The sequence below is a fragment of the Kitasatospora phosalacinea genome (assembly GCF_030268885.1).
Taxonomy (GTDB): Bacteria; Actinomycetota; Actinomycetes; order Streptomycetales; family Streptomycetaceae; genus Kitasatospora; species Kitasatospora phosalacinea_C.
Map to the genome: position 1 here is coordinate 50283 of NZ_BSSA01000020.1, position 17280 is coordinate 67562.

Annotated in this window: 18 protein-coding genes; 7 read left to right on the plus strand and 11 right to left on the minus strand. The window is 76.1% G+C overall.

Annotated elements, in window-relative coordinates; all coding sequences use genetic code 11:
• The first annotated feature begins 216 nt into the window (after window positions 1-216).
• A complete protein-coding gene (locus QSK52_RS25490; RefSeq protein ID WP_285738482.1) occupies window positions 217-1269 on the plus strand; it encodes an aldo/keto reductase in 1053 nt (350 codons plus the stop codon).
• A gap of 43 nt (window positions 1270-1312) precedes the next feature.
• Here QSK52_RS25490 and QSK52_RS25495 read toward each other — a convergent pair whose 3' ends face one another.
• Complete coding sequence (locus tag QSK52_RS25495; protein ID WP_285738483.1) at window positions 1313-2284, minus strand: DMT family transporter; 972 nt, start codon at window positions 2282-2284, stop codon at window positions 1313-1315.
• Between the two features lie 48 nt (window positions 2285-2332).
• Between QSK52_RS25495 and QSK52_RS25500 the strand changes: the two genes are divergently transcribed.
• On the plus strand, window positions 2333-2893 hold the full coding sequence (locus tag QSK52_RS25500; RefSeq protein WP_285738484.1) for a MarR family winged helix-turn-helix transcriptional regulator: 561 nt from the start codon (window positions 2333-2335) through the stop codon (window positions 2891-2893).
• 99 nt (window positions 2894-2992) lie between these two features.
• The gene (locus QSK52_RS25505) at window positions 2993-3340 is read left to right on the plus strand and encodes a PRC-barrel domain containing protein (RefSeq protein WP_285738485.1); all 348 of its coding nucleotides are present in this window, start codon (window positions 2993-2995) and stop codon (window positions 3338-3340) included.
• Window positions 3341-3437: 97 nt separating this feature from the next.
• Here the strand turns inward: QSK52_RS25505 and QSK52_RS25510 are convergent, their stop codons facing one another.
• The 5 genes from QSK52_RS25510 to QSK52_RS25530 all read right to left on the minus strand — a co-directional run bounded on the left by QSK52_RS25510 (window position 3438) and on the right by QSK52_RS25530 (window position 8050).
• Window positions 3438-3911: a hypothetical protein gene (locus QSK52_RS25510; RefSeq protein WP_285738486.1), complete on the minus strand. Its 474-nt coding sequence runs from the start codon at window positions 3909-3911 to the stop codon at window positions 3438-3440.
• A gap of 14 nt (window positions 3912-3925) precedes the next feature.
• The gene (locus QSK52_RS25515; RefSeq protein WP_285738487.1) at window positions 3926-5584 is read right to left on the minus strand and encodes an alpha/beta hydrolase; all 1659 of its coding nucleotides are present in this window, start codon (window positions 5582-5584) and stop codon (window positions 3926-3928) included.
• Window positions 5581-5880 (minus strand): hypothetical protein, encoded by a 300-nt coding sequence (locus QSK52_RS25520; RefSeq protein ID WP_285738488.1) that lies wholly within the window; start codon window positions 5878-5880, stop codon window positions 5581-5583. Before QSK52_RS25520 ends, QSK52_RS25515 begins: the two co-directional genes overlap by 4 nt.
• Window positions 5881-6400: 520 nt before the next feature.
• The gene (locus QSK52_RS25525; protein WP_285738489.1) at window positions 6401-7540 is read right to left on the minus strand and encodes a winged helix DNA-binding domain-containing protein; all 1140 of its coding nucleotides are present in this window, start codon (window positions 7538-7540) and stop codon (window positions 6401-6403) included.
• Between the two features lie 81 nt (window positions 7541-7621).
• A complete protein-coding gene (locus QSK52_RS25530) occupies window positions 7622-8050 on the minus strand; it encodes a protein-tyrosine phosphatase family protein (protein ID WP_285738490.1) in 429 nt (142 codons plus the stop codon).
• Between the two features lie 131 nt (window positions 8051-8181).
• Here QSK52_RS25530 and QSK52_RS25535 point away from each other — a divergent pair, with 131 nt between their 5' ends.
• On the plus strand, window positions 8182-9144 hold the full coding sequence (locus QSK52_RS25535; protein ID WP_285738491.1) for a TerC family protein: 963 nt from the start codon (window positions 8182-8184) through the stop codon (window positions 9142-9144).
• 27 nt (window positions 9145-9171) lie between these two features.
• Here the strand turns inward: QSK52_RS25535 and QSK52_RS25540 are convergent, their stop codons facing one another.
• The 4 genes from QSK52_RS25540 to QSK52_RS25555 all read right to left on the minus strand — a co-directional run bounded on the left by QSK52_RS25540 (window position 9172) and on the right by QSK52_RS25555 (window position 13218).
• Window positions 9172-9498: a putative quinol monooxygenase gene (locus QSK52_RS25540; RefSeq protein ID WP_285738492.1), complete on the minus strand. Its 327-nt coding sequence runs from the start codon at window positions 9496-9498 to the stop codon at window positions 9172-9174.
• 84 nt (window positions 9499-9582) lie between these two features.
• A complete protein-coding gene (locus QSK52_RS25545) occupies window positions 9583-10602 on the minus strand; it encodes an acetamidase/formamidase family protein (protein ID WP_285738493.1) in 1020 nt (339 codons plus the stop codon).
• On the minus strand, window positions 10599-12020 hold the full coding sequence (locus QSK52_RS25550; RefSeq protein ID WP_285738494.1) for an APC family permease: 1422 nt from the start codon (window positions 12018-12020) through the stop codon (window positions 10599-10601). The genes QSK52_RS25545 and QSK52_RS25550 overlap by 4 nt, the downstream gene beginning before the upstream one ends.
• Before the next feature lie 136 nt (window positions 12021-12156).
• Entirely contained in the window at window positions 12157-13218 is a 1062-nt protein-coding gene (locus QSK52_RS25555) for an ABC transporter substrate-binding protein (protein ID WP_285738495.1), read from the minus strand.
• Window positions 13219-13308: 90 nt separating this feature from the next.
• Between QSK52_RS25555 and QSK52_RS25560 the strand changes: the two genes are divergently transcribed.
• Entirely contained in the window at window positions 13309-13806 is a 498-nt protein-coding gene (locus tag QSK52_RS25560; protein ID WP_285738496.1) for a MarR family transcriptional regulator, read from the plus strand.
• Between the two features lie 73 nt (window positions 13807-13879).
• Here the strand turns inward: QSK52_RS25560 and QSK52_RS25565 are convergent, their stop codons facing one another.
• Entirely contained in the window at window positions 13880-14521 is a 642-nt protein-coding gene (locus QSK52_RS25565; RefSeq protein WP_285738497.1) for an SMI1/KNR4 family protein, read from the minus strand.
• Window positions 14522-14602: 81 nt separating this feature from the next.
• Between QSK52_RS25565 and QSK52_RS25570 the strand changes: the two genes are divergently transcribed.
• Window positions 14603-15475 (plus strand): hypothetical protein, encoded by an 873-nt coding sequence (locus QSK52_RS25570; RefSeq protein WP_285738498.1) that lies wholly within the window; start codon window positions 14603-14605, stop codon window positions 15473-15475.
• 102 nt (window positions 15476-15577) lie between these two features.
• A complete protein-coding gene (locus tag QSK52_RS25575) occupies window positions 15578-17272 on the plus strand; it encodes a serine/threonine-protein kinase (RefSeq protein ID WP_285738499.1) in 1695 nt (564 codons plus the stop codon).
• The last annotated feature ends 8 nt before the right edge of the window (window positions 17273-17280 follow it).

Sequence of the window (17280 nt, forward strand, 5' to 3'; positions counted from 1 at the left end):
GCCGGGCAGGCGTCGGGTGCGGCGGACGAGGGCCCGGTCGTTCCCCCCCTGCGGCCGGGCCCCCCGTCGCGTCGTGCGGGGTGCGGGTCCGATGGGGGTTCTGGCAGACCCAGGTTGGGCGGTACCGGGGACGAGCGGAGCCCTGGGTGGGGGTGTGCGCGGCCGTGAGGATGGGTGACGCACCACCGGACACCCGAACGTGAGGAACCCGCAGCCATGAACGCTCTTCCCACCACCCGCCTCGGCGGCACGGACCTCGACATCAGCCGGATCGGCTTCGGCGCCTGGGCGCTGGGCGGGGCCGGCTGGAGCTTCGCCTGGGGCGCCCAGGACGACGCCGACTCGATCGCGACCGTCCACCGGGTCGTCGAGGCCGGGGTGAACTGGATCGACACCGCGCCGGTGTACGGGCTCGGCCACTCCGAGGAGGTCGTCGGCAAGGCGATCGCCGCCCTGCCCGAGTCCGAGCGCCCCTACGTCTTCACCAAGGTCGGCCTGGTGTGGGACCCGGCCGCCCCGGACCGCGCCCCGCGCAAGCTGCTCAAGCCCGCCAGCATCCGGGCCGAACTGGAGGACTCGCTGCGCCGCCTGGGCGTCGAGCGGATCGACCTCTACCAGGCGCACTGGCCCGGCGACGGCGCGCTGCTCACCTTCGGCCCCGACGAGGACCCCGTCGCCACCGCCCGGCACGCCACCGCGCTGGAGGAGTACTGGGCGGTGCTGGCCGAGCTGAAGGCCGAGGGCAAGGTGCGGGCGATCGCGCTGTCCAACCACGACACCGCGCAACTGGCCGCCGCCGAGGCGGTCGCGCACGTCGACGCGATCCAGCCCCAGTTCAGCCTGCTGCACCGGGAGGCCGCGCCCGAACTCGCCTGGGCGCACGCCCACGGCACCGGCGCGATCGTCTACCAGCCGCTCCACTCCGGCCTGTTGACCGGGGCGTTCAGCGCCGAGCGGGTCGCGGCCCTGCCGGACGACGACTGGCGCAAGGGCTTCCCCGAGTTCACCACCGGCCTGGCCGCCAACCTCGCCCTGGTCGACGCACTGCGCCCGATCGCCGCGGCGCACGGCACCACGGTCTCCGCCGTCGCCCTCGCCTGGACGCTCTCCTGGCCCGGCGTCACCGGCGCGATCGTCGGCGCCCGCCGCCCCGACCAGGTCGCCGACTGGATCGGTGCCGGATCCCTGCAGCTCACCGACGCCGACCGGGACGCGATCGCCGCCGCCATCACCGCCACCGGCGCGGGCGCCGGCCCGTCCCGCCCCTGAACCCACCGCCCGGGCCCGCCCCCGGTCGCCGCCCGGGCCCCGTTCAGGGCCCGGGCGGCGGCCCGGACCGCTGGGCGGCTGCTGTCCGGCGGGCGGACGGGGCGTCAGGGTGCCCGGTCCGCGGGCGGGGTGGTGTGCGGGTGGGGCGGGGGCGGCCGAGGAGGAGGCCCGTGGCGACCAGGGCCATGCCGAGGAGTCGGGCGGGGCCCAGCGGTTCGCCGTCCAGGGCGGTGCCGAGCAGGACGCCGGTGACGGGGTTGAGCAGGCCGATCAGGCCGACGGTGGCGGCGGGGAGTCGGCGCAGGCCGGTGAACCAGACCAGGAAGGCCAGCGCGGTGGCGACCAGCGAGGTGTAGCCGAAGGCGGCCGACGCGCTGCCGTCCAGCGCCGGGGGCGCCCCCTCGGACAGGGCGGCGACCGGCAGCAGGAGCAGCCCGCCGAGCGTCAACTGCCAGGCGGTGGAAGCCAGTACGCCCGGCGTGCCGCCGCCGTCCGCGGGCGCGGCCCAGCGCTTGGCGAGCACGTAGCCGACCGAGGAGGCGAGCAGTGCCCCCAGCGAGGCGAGCAGTCCCGGCAGGCCGTTCGCCCCGTCCACCGGGCCCGCGTCGCCGCCCAGCATCAGGGCCGCGCCGCCGACGCCGACCGCGCCGCCGGAGAGCTGGGCGGGCCGCGGGCGTTCACCGGCCAGCAGCCAGGCGCAGAGCGTCAGGGCGAGCGGGGAGAGGGCCATCACCATGGCGGCGGTGCCTGCCGGGAGCCACTGCGAGGCCAGGTAGACCAGGACGAAGAACGCGGAGGTGTTCAGCACCCCGAGCACCGCGGCCCGCCACCACCAGTCCCCGCGGGGCAGGCGGCGGGCGGCGGCGAGCAGCAGCAGTCCGGCGGGGAGGGCGCGCAGGGCGGCGCCCCAGAGCGGGGCGTCGGCGGGGAGGTAGTGGTGGGTGACGTAGTAGTTGGCGCCCCAGGCCACCGGGGCGAGGGCGGTGAGCGCGCCCCACCGGAACATGGCTTCCATGGAAGACAATATAGCTTCCGTGGAAGAGAGTGGCGCTATGCTGGCCCCATGGAGCAGCACACGGAGCCGTCCGCGGGGGAGTCCGCGGAGCGCCCGCCCGACCACGTCGCCCGGATCCAGGCCGCCTGGCGGCGCGAACGCCCCGACCTGGACGTCGCCCCGCAGGGCGTGATCGGCCGCCTGCACCGGGTCGCCACCCTGCTCACCCACGAGCTGTGCGCCGTCTACGCCCGCTACGACCTGGGCGAGGGCGAGTTCGACGTGCTCGCCGCCCTCCGCCGGGCCGGTGCCCCCTACGAACGCGCCCCCGGTGAGCTCGCCGCCCACACCATGGTCACCACCGGCGCCGTCACCAAGCGCATCGACCGCCTGGAACGGGCCGGGCTGGTCACCCGCCGCCCCGCCGCCGAGGACCGCCGCGGCCGGGTCGTCGCCCTCACCGGGGCCGGACGCGAACTGATCGACCGCGCCTTCACCGACCACATCCGCAACGAGCACCGCCTCCTCGCCGCCCTCACCCCCGCCGAGGCCGCCCAGTTGGAGACCCTGCTCACCGGCTGGCTCGCCCGCCTCGAACCCGCCGCCCCGCCCCCGCCGCCGTCCCGCTGACCGTTCCCGCCCGAATCCGCCGAAAAGCCGCGCATGCCCCGGCCGGAACCGGGCAGCCGAACCGCAGACCGACGAACTCCCCGTGACAAGGAGGCAGTTGTGAGCGACGGCATGTGGGGTTACGAGAACGCCGAGGGCTACAACCCGGGCGTCGACCTGACCGGCTTCCGGGTCGAGGCCACCGACGGGCACATCGGCAAGGTCGACAAGCACTCCTACGAGGCCGAGGACGGCCACATCGTGGTCGACACCGGCCCGTGGATCTTCGGCCGCACCGTGCTGCTCCCGGCGGGCGTCATCCGGCTCATCGACGAGGGCGAGAAGACGGTCTGGGTCGACCGCAGCAAGGACGAGATCAAGAACGCCCCGGAGTACCACCACGAGACCCACGCCATGGACCGCGACTACCGCCGCGGTGTCGGCGGCTACTACGGCACCGGCCTCTGAGGCCGCACACCCCCCCGGCGCCACCGCGCCCCGTCGGCGGACGGGGCGCGGTGGTCGTCCGCGCGTCGGGACCGTGGTGCTCGGGAGACGATGCCGGTCAGGACGGGTCGGCGGGCGGTCGCAGGCAGCGGGTGCGGACGGTGAGGACGAACCGGTCGGTGCCGCCGCCGGTGCCGAGGTCGAGGAAGTAGCGGCCCGCCGGGTGCCGGGCGTACAGCAGCGCGTCCGGCCGGCCGTCGACGGTCTCCCGGTAGGCGGTGACGGTGAAGCCGTCCCGCTCCAGGACGGCCCGCAGGGCGCGGACGGCGGCCGGGTGCCGGGCCGCCGGGAGGGGACCGTCGGCGTGCTGGGCGAGGGTGTAGCGGCCGTCCCCGGCGCGCTCGCCGTTCCGGCCGGTGCAGGTGCCGAAGAACGGCCGGACGCTCCCCGGGGCCAGGACGAGGCCCGCGCTCCGGGCCAGGTACGCGATCAACTCCCGGGCCCAGGACGCGGCGTCGCCGCGCGCCATCACGGGCAGCGGCTCGTCGGGGTCGGTCCGCGGGCGGGTCGGGTCCTGCGGGGAGACGCTCATGGACATCCTCGCTGTCAGTGGGGGCCGCTCGGGTGCGGGGTCCGTCCGGCGATGATCCGGCCCTGGTTGGCCAGGCTCTCGCTGCCGGGGTCCCAGTAGCCGCTGTGCCCCGAGGTGTCGATGCCGAAGCTGCGGGCGCCGAAGGCGGGGAGGGTCGGGTCCGGCCCCAGGGTGGTGCCGGTGGCGAGGGAGACGCCGTCGTCGCGGGCGGTGCCGGCCCAGACGTGGGTGGGGTCGAGGTGCAGGTCGGCCGCGTGTTCGGCGGCCATCCCGGGACTGGCCACCGCCACGATGTCGTCGGCCTGCAGGCCCGCCCCGCCCGCGGCGGCCGCGCCGACCGTGGTGGTGCCGTAGCTGTGCCCGATGACGGTCAGGTGGCTGCGGTGCCCGTCCCCGGCGACCCGCAGGCCGCCGGTGAAGCGGCGCAGGTCCGCGGCCCCGGCCTCGGCCCGGTCGGTGGTCAGCACGCTGCCGTCCGCCTCGGGGGCGTCGTAGCCGAGCCAGGAGACCACGGCGACCCGCTGCCCGGGGCCCGCGGCCTGCTGCGCGGCGTCCCGCAGCAGGCCGACGCGGTCGAGCTGGCCGGGCACCTGGTGCAGGGTGGTGCCGGTGCCGGGCACCAGGACGGCGGTGTGGTCGGCGGTGTCCGGGTCGCCGCTGGCCACCACGGCCCGGCCGTCGCCGTCCGGGTCCAGCGCCAGGAGCAGCAACGGCTGCTCCCCGCGTTCCCCGCCTCCGCCGTCGAGCCGTTCCGCGAGCGCACGCAGGCCGGACTGCAGGCTGCCCCACTGCTCGTACGTCAGGCCGGAGCCCCGGGCGTTCCCCTCCTCCAGGCCGTCGAGCCGCTGCGCCAGGACGAGTCGGTTGGCCCGGTCCCGGACGGTCGCGGGCAGGCCGTCGAGCGGGCCGACCAGCTCGGGGTGCAGGGCGAGCAGGCTCTGCTGCTGCTCCGGCGTCAGGGAGCGCCACCAGGCGGCGGACCGGGCCGGGTCCCCGTTGTCGGGCACGTACGGGGTGGCGAGGCCGAGGTCGGCCGCCACCAGCCGGGCGTCGGCGGCGCACTCGCGCAGCGACCCGAAGAGCCGGGGCCGGGTGAGCACGTTCGCGCCGAGCTCCCCGAGGGCGCGGGCGCCCCGGTCGCTGGCCTCGCGGGCGGCGGCCAGGGCGGTGTCGACGCGCTGCTGGAGCTGGGCCCGCAGCAGCAGGTCCTGCTGCTGCCGGGCGCGGGCGTCGGGGTCGTGGCGGTCGGCGGGGGACTGCGCGGGGAGGCCGACGGTGCCGTCCTCCGCCACCGGGAGCCGCCACTCGTCGGCCCGCCGCAGGGCGTTGGACAGGTCGGTCCTGGCCTGGTCCATCCGCTCCGCGACGGTCTCCAGCGCCAGGGCGGCGGACGCGGCCTCGACCCGGACGACGTCCAGCTGCCGCTCGGTGCCGGCCATCGTGCGGAAGGCGCCGTCGGCGTCCGCGCCCTGCCAGTGCCCGCGCAGCGGGCCGTCGACCCGCAGCCGGTGCTGCTGGTGGGCCTCCTCGGCGGCGGCGGACAGCCGCCGCCAGCCCGCGGCGGCCTCGCGCAGGGCGGCGGGGTCGAAGCGGCACAGCAGGGCGAAGTCGCCGCTCGTGGCGCCGGCGGTGCCCGTGGGGCTCGCGGTGCTCGCGGTGCTCGTGGCGCTCACGGCAGCCGCCAGGTGTCGGCGATCCGGTGGTCGTTGCGCTCGTGGGCTAGGGCGGTGGCCTCCAGCGCCGCGGCGGTGCCGGTCAGGCGCTCCGCCAGGGTGCCGAGCACCGGTGCCCAGTCGTCGGCGAACCGGTGCAGTCCCGGCCCGATCGACCACCCGGCGAGTGCGCCCCCGGCCGCCCGTCCGGCCGCGGTGGCGGTGTCGGCGGGGGGCCGGAACTCCTCGCCGATGTTCCGCGCGGCCGCCGCCGACGCCCGCAGCTCCTGCGGGTCCACCCGGACCTGTCCGTCCACTGATCGCCCCTGCTCGGTGAGTCCCTGTTCGGTGGTGTGGGAGGCCGAGCATAGGGGCCCGCGACGGCGGCCCCGGCCCGCGGGGCGGCGGGCGCAGGAGGGAGGTTGACGCCCCGTCGGCACCGGTGGCTGCGGTGTCGGCGGGGCGTCGGACGGGCGGTCGGGGCGTCGGACGGGCGGTCGGGGCCGCCGCGCGGTCATCCGATCGGGTCATCCGCCGTCGCCCTCGGCCGGACCGGAGGCGGTACCGGCGGGTGCCGACGTCCGTCGCCGACCGGGAGGACCGCACCGCCACCGGTCCGGGTGGGGGACGCGTCGCGAACCACCCGCGCGGCCGCCCCCGAGCCACCCCGCCCGCCTCCGCCCCGCCGCGGCCGTCCGGGCCCTGCACGCCGAGGCCGAGCGCTACGCCTCGGGCGTTACGTCTCCGTCGAGCGTTACGCCTCCGTCGAGCGCTACGCCTCCGTCGGGCGCCGCGACGGCGCCACCGCCCTGGTGGCGGGCGTGGACCGACGGCCGGTCAGTCGGCGGTACCGAGCACCACCCGCTGCCCGGGCCCGAGGAACGCCGCCAGCCGTCCGGCCTCCGCCGCCACCTCCCCGGCCTCCCCGTCCGTCAGCGGACGGAACGGGGAGACCAGCAGCTCCGGGCCCGCGACCGCCCAGGTGCCCGCGACGAAGCCGTCCAGCAGGAAGGTCGGCCGGACCCGGGCCGAGCCCGGCATCACCCGCGGGCGGTCCCGGTCGGCGAGCACCCGGGTGCGGTCCGCGTGCCCGAGCAGCAGGTTGTCGTACGCGGGCAGGAACCGCACCGGGACGGGCCGCGCCGGGTCGGCGAGCGCCGCGTCCGGCAGGTCGAACAGCTCGGTGCCCCGCTCGTCGCGGTACACCCGCAGCCGGGGCCGCAGCTCCTCGAAGACCGGCCGCATCCGGGTCAGCCCGGACCAGGCCCGGAAGTCCTGCACCCCGGCCGGGCCGAACGCCGCCAGGTAGCGCAGCACCGCCGCGCCCGCCGACAGCCCGCCCACCGACAGCCCGCCCGCCGACCGCCCGCCCGCCGACCGCCCGTCGGTCCGCGGCTCGTCGGCCCGTTGCCCGGCGAGCGTCAGCGAGGTGTTCGGCCGGGTGCCCCAGCCACCCCAGGCGGCGCTGTCCGGCCCCTGCAGCACCGGCACCCGCAGTTGCACCGCGCCCGCCAGCAGCTTGCCGTCCCGCCCCGGGTAGCGGGCGGCCAGCTCGGCGGCCAGGGTCTGCCGCGACAGGGTCCGGCCTGCCAGCAACTCCCGTCCGGTGGCGGCGAGTTCGTCCAGGTCGAGCCCGTCCGTGGCCGGGGCGAAGTACCGGGCCCGCGAGGTGCGGTCCAGCACCGGCTGGAGCAGCGGCCGCCAGCGTTCGAAGTCCGGGCCGCCCGACAGGTGCTGGGTGCTGCGCAGCGACGCCGAGCGCACCACCCGCCCGTCCGCGAGCAGCGCCGCCAGCTCCTCCCGCCGGAACCCCGCGACCCGGGTCCACAGCCCCAGGTAGGGCCAGTTCGGCTCCTGCCCCTGCAACGCCACCAGGTGCTCCACCACCTCCAGCACGGGCCGCTCGGTCCGGGCGGTCAGGAACTGTCGCTCCAGCAGCGTCCGGTTCAGGGTGCGGACGGGCAGCACGTCGTTCACGCGGCGCGGTTCCTCTCCTCGGGGCGGTGGCCTGCCTCCACGCTACGGACCGCAGCGGTCAGTTCCCGTCCGGAATCCGGGTCACCGGAAGCGGGTGACGAAGCGGCGCTGCCAGGGCGTCTCCACGGCGTGCGGGGAGTAGTGGGCGCGGACGTGGGCGACCGCCTCGGTGGCGGGGACGCCGTCGAGGACGGCGAGGCAGGCCAGGGCGGTGCCGGTGCGGCCCCGGCCGCCGCCGCAGGCGACCTCGACCCGCTCGTGGGCGGCGCGGGCCCAGGCTTCGCGCAGGGCGTCCGCGGCGTCCGCGCGGTCGGCGGGCAGCCGGAAGTCGGGCCAGCGCACCCAGCGGGACTCCCAGGCGACGGCGGGTGGTTGACGGCCCAGCAGGTGGAGGGCGAAGGCGGGCGGCGGGCCGTCGGGGAGCGGGCGGCGCAGGCCGCGGCCGCGGACGAGCCGGCCGGAGGGGAGGGGCAGGACGCCGAGGGCCCCGGCCGTCCAGGTGGTGGTCACGGGGTGAGCGTAGCCGGGGCCGGTCCGACGGCCCGTGCGGGTGTGTCGCGGGGGCGGATCGATCTTCGGCGGTCAGGATGGTGCTTCCCGTGCCCGACCGCCCCGCCCGGGGCTGCGAGGAGGAGACGGTCATGGACGTGTCCGCAGGGTTGTGGGCCGCCACCATCGCGGTGCTGATCGCGCTGGTGGTGGCCGACTTCTTCATCGGCGGCCGCAAGCCGCACGAGGTCTCGATCAAGGAGGCCGGGATCTGGACCACCGTGTGGGTGGTGCTGGCGGGCCTGTTCGGCGGGTTCGTCTGGTGGTACGGCGGGTCGAAGTCGGGGGTGGAGTTCTTCGCCGGGTACGTCACGGAGAAGTCGCTGAGCGTCGACAACCTGTTCGTGTTCATCCTGATCATGGGCAAGTTCGCGGTGCCGAAGATCTACCAGCAGTGGGTGCTGATGTTCGGCGTGATCATCGCCCTGGTGCTGCGGGCGGTCTTCATCGCGGGCGGCGCGGCGCTGGTCGCCGAGTTCTCCTGGGTCTTCTACTTCTTCGGCGCGTTCCTGGTCTGGACGGCCGTCAAGCTGCTCGGGGAGGCCGGGCAGGACAAGACGGAGGAGGAGTTCGAGGAGGGGCGGCTGCTGCGGATGATCAAGAAGCGGGTGCCGTCCACCGACGAGTACCACGGCACCAAGCTGTTCGTCCGGATCGACGGCCGTCGGCTGATGACGCCGATGACGACGGTGATGCTGGCGATCGGCACCACCGACATGCTGTTCGCCCTCGACTCCATCCCGGCGATCTTCGGCCTGACCCAGGACGCGTACATCGTCTTCACCGCCAACGCCTTCGCGCTGATGGGCCTGCGCCAGCTGTACTTCCTGATCGGCGGCCTGCTGACCAGGCTGGTCTACCTGTCGTACGGGCTGTCGGTGATCCTCGGCTTCATCGGCGTCAAGCTGATCCTGCACGCGCTGCACGAGAGCGGCGTGCACGTGCCGGAGATCGGCATCGCGTTCTCGCTGGGCTTCATCGTGGTGGTGCTGGCGGTGACCACCGTCGCGAGCCTGCTGGCCTCCCGCAAGCAGGACCGGACGGCCGACGCCTGACCCGGGGCCAGGCGTCGGCGCGCGGGGTCAGCCGCGCGGGCTGAGTTCGGCCATCGCGCTCCAACCGGTGCCGGGGACCTCGACGTTGACGATCTCCGGCGTGCGGGTGATGAAGTCGGGCATCCAGGCCATCGCGGTCTTGAAGTGCTCCGACTCGACGTGCCGGGCGCCCGCCTCGCCGTCCCGGAACGCCTCCAGCAGGACGTACTGGTGCGGGTCGTCGACGCTGCGGGACCACTCGAAGAAGACGTTCCCCTCCTCGGCGCGGGTCGCGGAGGTGAACTCCGCGACCCGCTCGATCCAGTCCGCGCTGTGCTCGGGCCGGACGGTGAACTTGACGGCGATGAAGATCACGACTGCTGCTCCTCGACGGTGGGTTCGCACACGCGCGCGTGTGCCTTCACCTGCAACGATCGCAGATCCGGCGGGCGCGGCGCGTCACCGGGCCCGCAGGTACGCCGCCGCCGTCGCCCGCAGCCGCTCGTGCAGGCCGTCGTACGCCCGGGCCCGGCCCAGGACGGACTTCGGCAGCTTGGCGAGCATCGTGTAGTCGGTGTCGCAGACGTTCGCCGCCGGGGCCAGGCCGGTCTGGCTGACCAGCTGGTACGCGTCCAGCTGGTCCAGGCCGAGGAGTTCGGCCGTCCAGCCGACCAGGTCGTGCTGGCTGATCCGGAACGCGTCCTCCAGCGGCCGGGCCGAGCCGGTGCTGATCAGGAAGTCGTCGTTCTCCAGCCGGGGCCAGGCCGGGCCGCCGCCCTTGACCAGGTCGACCACCACGGTGGTGCGCATCGCCGCCTCCACCGCCGTCCCGCACACCTCGCCCTCGCCCTGCCGGGCGTGCCCGTCGCCGATCGCCAGCAGGGCGCCGTCCACGTTGACGCCGAAGTACGCTGTGGTGCCCGCCCGCATCTCGGGCGTGTCCAGGTTGCCGCCGTGCGCGCCCGGTGTGATCGAGGCCAGCACCTCCCCGGCCGCCGGGGCCACGCCGACCGTGCCGTGCATCGGGTCCAGCGGCAGCGCCAGCGTGAACTCGCCGTTCCGGGCCCGGAAGTGGCACAGGCCCGCCGCCACGTCCAGGTCGTACGCCCAGACCCGCTCCTCCAGCGGCGGGTGCAGCATCGCCGTCCGGTGGGTGGCCGTCAGCGCGCCGAAGTGCGGGAAGGTGCTGGAGAAGCCGCGGTCCCGGGCCGGGGTGATCTCCACGAAGTGCACCGCCAGCACGTCCCCCGGCTCGGCGCCCGCCACCGCGACCGGGCCGGTCACCGGGTTGAGGTACGGGAAGACGCAGACCCGGCTGGGCAGGTCCTCGACGCCGCGGACCCTGCCGCCGAAGCAGTCCTCGGTGGTCAGCTCCAGGATGCTGCCGGGCGGGACGGTCAGCAGCGGCGCACGCCCGCCGAAGGTGTAGGACCAGTCCTCCGGGCCGGGGGAGAGGCGGACGGGCTCGGGCAGGGTCACGGGGTCTCCTCGACGGGGGCGGTGGTGGCGGGGGAGGGTTCGGCGACGGACAGGACGGGGCGGCGGCCGGTCGCCACCAGCCCGGTCAGCACCAGGGCGCCGACCAGCAGCCAGACGAAGCCGAGGCGCTGCGCCGCGATGTTCGCGTTGACCACCACGTACGCCAGGATCGCGAAGCCCAGCACCGGTGCGACCAGGTGGCGCCAGTGGTCCCGGCTGCGTCGGCGGACGAAGTGGTGCACGACCACGGCGACGTGCAGCACCAGGAAGGTGGTCAGCGCGCCGAAGTTGACCAGCGAGCCGAGCAGGGTGATGCCGTCGTCCCGGGAGGTCATCCAGAGGCCGAGCCCCAGCGAGACCCCGGCGGTCAGCAGGGTCGCGTTGACCGGCACCCGGCGGGTCGGGTGGACCTTCGCCAGGAAGGCGGGCAGCTGGCGGTCGCGGGCCATCGCGAACAGCAGGCGGCTGGTCGCCGCCTGTGCGACCAGCGAGTTGGCGAAGCCCCAGGCCACGGCGGTCGCGGCGGCGGTCAGGGTGGCCAGCCAGCCGCCCGCGGCGGTGCGCGCCGCGTCGTAGAAGGCGGTGCCGTCCGGGTCGCCGTCCCGCACCAGCGCGTCCGGATCGGTGACCAGCAGCGACGCCACCCAGGTCTGCACGATGAACAGGGTGCCCGCCAGCAGCAGCGCGACCACCATCGACCGGCCGATCGCCTTCGCCGAGTCCCGGTTCTCCTCCGCGAGGGTGGAGATGCCGTCGAAGCCGAGGAAGCTGAGCACCGCGATCGACACCGCGCCGAACACCAGGCTCCAGGAGAAGGTGTGCCCGTCGTACAGCGGCGTGAGGTCGAAGCCCCGGCCCCGGCCGTCCGCCAGCGCGACCACCCCGGCCACCACGAACAGCGCCAGCACCACCAGTTCGCCGACCAGCACCGCCTTGTTGACCCGGGCGGTGGTCTCGATGCCCAGGTAGTTGACCGCGGTGTTGAGCAGCACGAAGGCGACCACCCACAGCCACACCGGCACCGAGGGCACCAGCGAGTTCATCGCCGCCCCGGCGACCAGGTACAGCAGGCCCGGCACCAGCACGTAGTCCAGCAGGATCATCCACCCCGCCAGGAAGCCCACCGGCGCGCCGATCCCGCGGCCCGCGTAGGTGTACACCGAGCCCGCCATCGGGAAGGCCCGCGACATCTGGGCGTACGACAGCGCGGTGAACGCCATCGCCACCATGCCCAGCAGGTACGCCAGCGCCACCATGCCGCCGGAGCCCTGGAAGACGCTGCCGAAGATGCCGAACGGCGCGATCGGCACCATGAACAGCAGCCCGTAGACGAGCAGGTCGGTGAAGGTCAGTGAGCGGCGCAACTCCTGGTGGTAGCCGTAGCTCTCGATGCCCTGCGGCGCGGGCGTGTCGGCCATGGTGCTCCCTCTCGGTGGCGGACCAGCGGGTGTGGGGGAGACTGTAGGGGCAAGTATTTCCAGATGGAAGGGTTTTCTCGGCGCGCGGGACGGCCGCCCGGCGCGCCGGGCGGCCGGGGACGGGGCGGGGAACGGCTCAGGTCAGGACGGTGAAGCCCGCGCCCTCGGCCCGGGCCAGGTGCACCGTGCGCCGCGCCGCGCGCAGCAGCGGGGCCGCCGCCCGGGCCAGGCCCGCGGGCTCCAGGGCGCGCCGGGCGGCCAGTGTCGCCAGCAGGTGCAGGCCCTCGTACAGGCCCACCGCGTACGCGTCCAGCACCGGCGCCCACGGGCCGCACAGCGCGCGGTGGCGCTCGGCCAGCCGTTGGCGCGGCTCCTCGGGCAGCGTCGCGAAGGAGGGCATCGCCGCGTACAGCGTGCCGGTGCCGTCGCCGCCCAGGGCCAGCAGGCCGTTCTCCTCCAGCGCGCCGGACAGCCGCACCAGGCGCCGGTCCAGCCCGCTGCGGCGCAGCGCCCGGTGGAACACCACCTGGTCGCGCCCGATCAGGCTGAGCAGCAGCGCGTCCGCGCGGGCCGCGCGCAGCCCGTCCAGCAGCGGCTCCACCGACCGCTCGACGGCGCCGAACGCGACCCGGCGCTCCAGCACCACCCGGGCCCCGGCGCCCGCCGCCAGCCGGGCCGCGGCCCGGTGCACGGTGCGCGGCCAGATGTAGTCGTTGCCGATCAGCGCCCACCGGCGCAGGTGGTGGCACTCCGTCAGTTCGACGATCGCGCGGCCGAGTTGGGCCTCCGGGGCGATGCCGGTGCACAGCACGCCCGGCCGCCGGGAGCCGCCCTCGTGCGGCGGGGTGAACACGTACGCGACCCGCTCGGCGGCCACCGCCTCCACCGCCCGGTGCACGTCGCTGGTGTGGCACCCGGCCAGCGCGTCCAGCGCCCCCGCCGCGAGCAGGCGGCGCACCTCCGCGGCCACCGGCTGCGGCGCGCCCCCGCCGTCCACCAGCACCAGCTCCAGCGGGCGGCCCAGCACCCCGCCGCGGGCGTTCACCTCGTGCGCGGCCAGCAGTGCGCCGTCCAGCGCGGACGGGCCGGTCAGGCCGAGCGTCCCGGACTGCGGCACGACGAGGCCGACCCGGAACGCGCCGTCCTCCCGTCCCAGGTGCAGCGCGTCGAGCGGGTCGACCAGCCTGGCGTCCAGCATCACTGCGTCCTCACCGGTGCGAGTATGGTCAAGGCGCCCGCCCCGGGGAACCCCGGCGGGCCGCAGCAAGGGATCGGAACGGGAGGGCGGATGTCCGCGAACGCCACCGGGCAGGAGGCCACCGGGCCGGACGCCGTCACGTCGGGCGCGGCCGCTCCGGCGCCGCTGCTGGTCGAACTCGTCGCGCTCGCCCACCGCCGTCTCACCGCCGGGCTGGCCGCCGCCCTCGCCGAGGAGGACTGCACCGTCGACCAGTGGCGGGTGATGCGCGCCCTCGCGGACGAACGGGGCCGCACGATGGGCGAGTTGGCGCAGGCCCTGCTCATCCCGCAGGCCAGCCTGAGCCGCCTGGTGGACGCCCTCGCCGACGCCGGGCTGGCCTACCGCCGCCAGGACGACCGGGACCGGCGCCGGATCACCGCCCACCTCTCCCGCCGGGGCCGCACCCGCCTGACCCGCCTGGACGCCCTCGCCGCCGCCCACGACGCCGCCGTCCGCACCGCCTGCGCCCTCTCCGACCCGACCACCGACCCCACCGACCCGACCGGTCCGCTCGCCCGCCTCGCCGCGCTCCGGACCTCCGGCTGACCTCGCCGCAGCGCGGACCCGTGGCGCCGGATCGTGCTGACCGACCCCTCCGGGCCCGTCGCCCGACGCGCCGTCAGTGCGCCTGCCCGTCCGCCCAGGGCTCGGCCCGCCAGTGCGGCAGCTCCCGGTCGAGCCGGGCCTCCACCACCCGGCGCCACGGGTCCGCCGGGTCGAGGGCGGAGGCGTCCTCCCAGCTCAGTTCCGCCGTGTCCGGGTCGAGGACCAGCGCGTCGAGGTAGGCGTCGAAGTCCGGGGCGACCTCGGTGAACACCGCGTGCGACAGCCGCCCCGGCCACGGAACGCCGGACACGGCGGCGCACAGCCGCCCGTACGTCGCCGGGTTCAGGTCCAGGAGCAGGGTGTCCCCGCCGCCGCTGCGGGCGATCGGCAGCAGGCTGCGGAACTCCGGCTCCGCGTCGTACCGCCGGTACTCGCCCAGCAGGGTGCCGGAGCCGTACCGCCCGTCGGCGTCGGGGCCGAGCGCGTACAGCTCGTCGAAGGCGTGCAGCGGCTCCGGCCCGCACTCCGGCAGGTGGACCGCGTAGTCGAGCCCGGAGCCCCCGGCGGCCCGCAGGAAGGCGAGGTACGGCCCCGGCAGCGGGCGCCCGGTCTCCCGCTCCAGCACCGCCGCCCCGGCCCCGTCGAACGCCGGGAACGGCCCGGTCACCATCCGGCCCCGGTACCAGCGCACCAGCTCGTCGTCCGTGTTCTCCACGGCCGCGATCCTCCCACCCGCTCCCGACGCCCCGGCCGGGTAGCCTGGCCACCGCACCGGAACGGCGAGGGGGACGGCGACGTGACAGCGGTCGGAACGGACTTCCCGGGCGTGCTGCGCCGCCTGATGACGCACCGCCGGGTCGGGATCGACGAACTCGCCGAACGGGCCGGGCTCCCGGCGGCCGCGGTGCGGGCGCTGCTGGACGGGGCACCGCCCTCGGCGCGGCAGGCGGACGTCCTGGCCCCGGTGCTGGGGCTGCACTCGGACGACTTGCGGGTGATCGCGCGGGTGCCGGAGCCGGAGCCGGTGGCGGCGTCGGGGCCGGAGCCGTCGGTCGGGCCGGTCGGGCACGTCGGGACCGGCCGGGGGACCGGGCGCGACGTCGCCTGGACGCTGAGGGTCGCGCTGGCGCTGTCCGCCGAACAGCGTGCCCACCTCACCCGCTTCGCGGCGCGGCAGTCGCGTGACCGGTCGGCACCGCGGGTCGAGCGGCTCCGGGGCGACCACGAGGGCGGCGGGGCCGTGCTCGTCGAGCTGGTCCGGCTGAACCGCTGCCTGCCGGGCCCGATGCAGATCAACTGGGCGCTGGTGCACATGACGGAAGGGCGGGTCGGCCTGTCCGCCCCCACCGTCGTGGGGATCGCCCGGGGCACGGTCCCCCTGACGCCGCGGCTGGTCAGCGGCTTCGCCGCGCTGCTCGGCATCGACCCCGGCGTCCTCGGCGCGATCGTCGGCGTCGCCCCCGACCCGGAGCCGTACCTCGACCCGCGGCTCTCGGCCGAGATCACCCTCCTGCTCCGGGCCTGCCGGGGCCTGACCCCGCCGCAGGCCGAACTGCTGCGCCGCGAGGCCGAGTCGATGCTCGTCCCGGTGCCCGCCGACGCCGACCCCGCGTGGTGGCGCCGGGTCTTCTCCGTCGGCGGTCGGTGGCTGGGCGCCCCGCGGGGCTGACCCGGCAGCGGCCCGGGTCGTTCGTCCACCGCGGTTGTGAGGTGCGGGAACGGGCGCGGGCGGGTGCGAGGGGTGTCGGGGCGGGCCCCTACGATGGGCGGCATGACGACAGCGGGGCCGGGCGGCCAACTGATCGACGGCCGCTTCGAGTTGCTGGCGCGGCTCGGGGGCGGCGGGATGGGGCTGGTCTGGCGGGCCAGGGACGCGCTGCTGGAGCGGGAGGTCGCGCTCAAGGAGGTCCGGCCGCCGGACCCGGCGATGCTCGCCGCCGATCCCGCCGCCGCGCACGAGCTGCGCGAGCGCGTCCTGCGCGAGGCCCGGGCGCTGGCCCGGCTGCAGCACCCCAACGTGGTGACGATCCACCACATCGTCGACAGCCCCGAACTCGCGCACCCCTGGCTGGTGATGGAGCTGGTCCCCGGCGGCTCGCTGCACGACCGGATCACCCGCGGCCCGCTCCCGCCGCAGGAGGCGGCTCGGATCGGCCGCGGCCTGCTCGCCGCGCTCACCGCCGCGCACGCCGCCGGGATCCAGCACCGCGACGTCAAGCCCGGCAACGTGCTGCTGCGCACCGACGGCACGCCCGTCCTCACCGACTTCGGGATCGCCGCGCTCAGCGAGTCCACCAGCCTCACCGCCACCGGCGCCCTGATCGGCTCGCCCGAGTACATCGCCCCCGAGCGCATCCGCGGTCACGAGGGCGACCCGGCCTCCGACCTGTGGTCGCTCGGCATGACGCTGTACGTCGCCGTCGAGGGCCACCACCCGCTGCGCCGCGCCACCAGCATCGCCACCCTCGCGGCCGTCCTCGACCAGCCGCTGCCGCCGCCGGTCCGCTCCGGCGCGCTCGGGTCGACCCTCGTGGCCCTGCTGTCCCGGAACCCGGCCGAGCGGCCCGACGCCGCCCGCCTGGACCGGCTGCTCGCCGCCGCCGAGCAGGGCGTCGACGGCACCCTCGGCGGCAGTCCCGCCTTCTCGCCGACCGAGACCAACACGCCGCCCCCGTACGGCCGGACCGAGACCGACGGCGCCCGCCCGCACGCCCCGACCGGTCCGCACGCGTACGCGTCCACCGGCCCGTACACCCCGACCGAGACGGTCCGCCCGGAGCGTCCGCAGCGGGTGCGGGGGCGCACCGGGCCGGTGCTGGCGGGGGTGGTGGCCGGGGTCGCGGTGCTCGGGCTGCTGGGGTGGACGCTCGGGCCGAGGCTGTTCGACGCGAAGAAGGCCAACGGCGGCCGCCTCCCCACCGCGAAGGTCACGGCCCCGGCCACCGCCGGGGCCCTGCCGCCCGCCACCCCCGGGCCGGACGGCGAGGACAGCCCCTCGCCCTCCGCGCCCGCCTCGCCCGCCGCGGGCGGCGACCTGCTGACGCCGGACGGGGCCCGCGGGATGGTGGACGCGATCCGCTCGTCCACCGGCGGGGCGACCGTGGTCGAGATGGTGGTCTACCCGGACTTCGCCACCGCCAAGGTGCTGACCAAGGACAACCCCAAGCACTACGACAACGTCACCTACCGGGGCGGCAAGGTCACCCGGGCCACCGGCGGCCTCACCGGCGACAAGGACAAGCCGGTCGACCTGCAGAAGATCGACTGGAACCAGGTCCCGACCGTGATGGCCACCGCGCGGGACAAGCTCGACGTCCCCGCGCCGAAGTCGCGCTACCTGATCATCACCTACGGCTGGTTCGCCGACGAGATCACCGTCCGCTACTACCTGTCCGACGACTACGGGGGCGGCGGCTACCTCACCGCGGGCGCCACCGGCAAGGTCCTCAAGGTGATGAAGTCCTGACCCGGGCC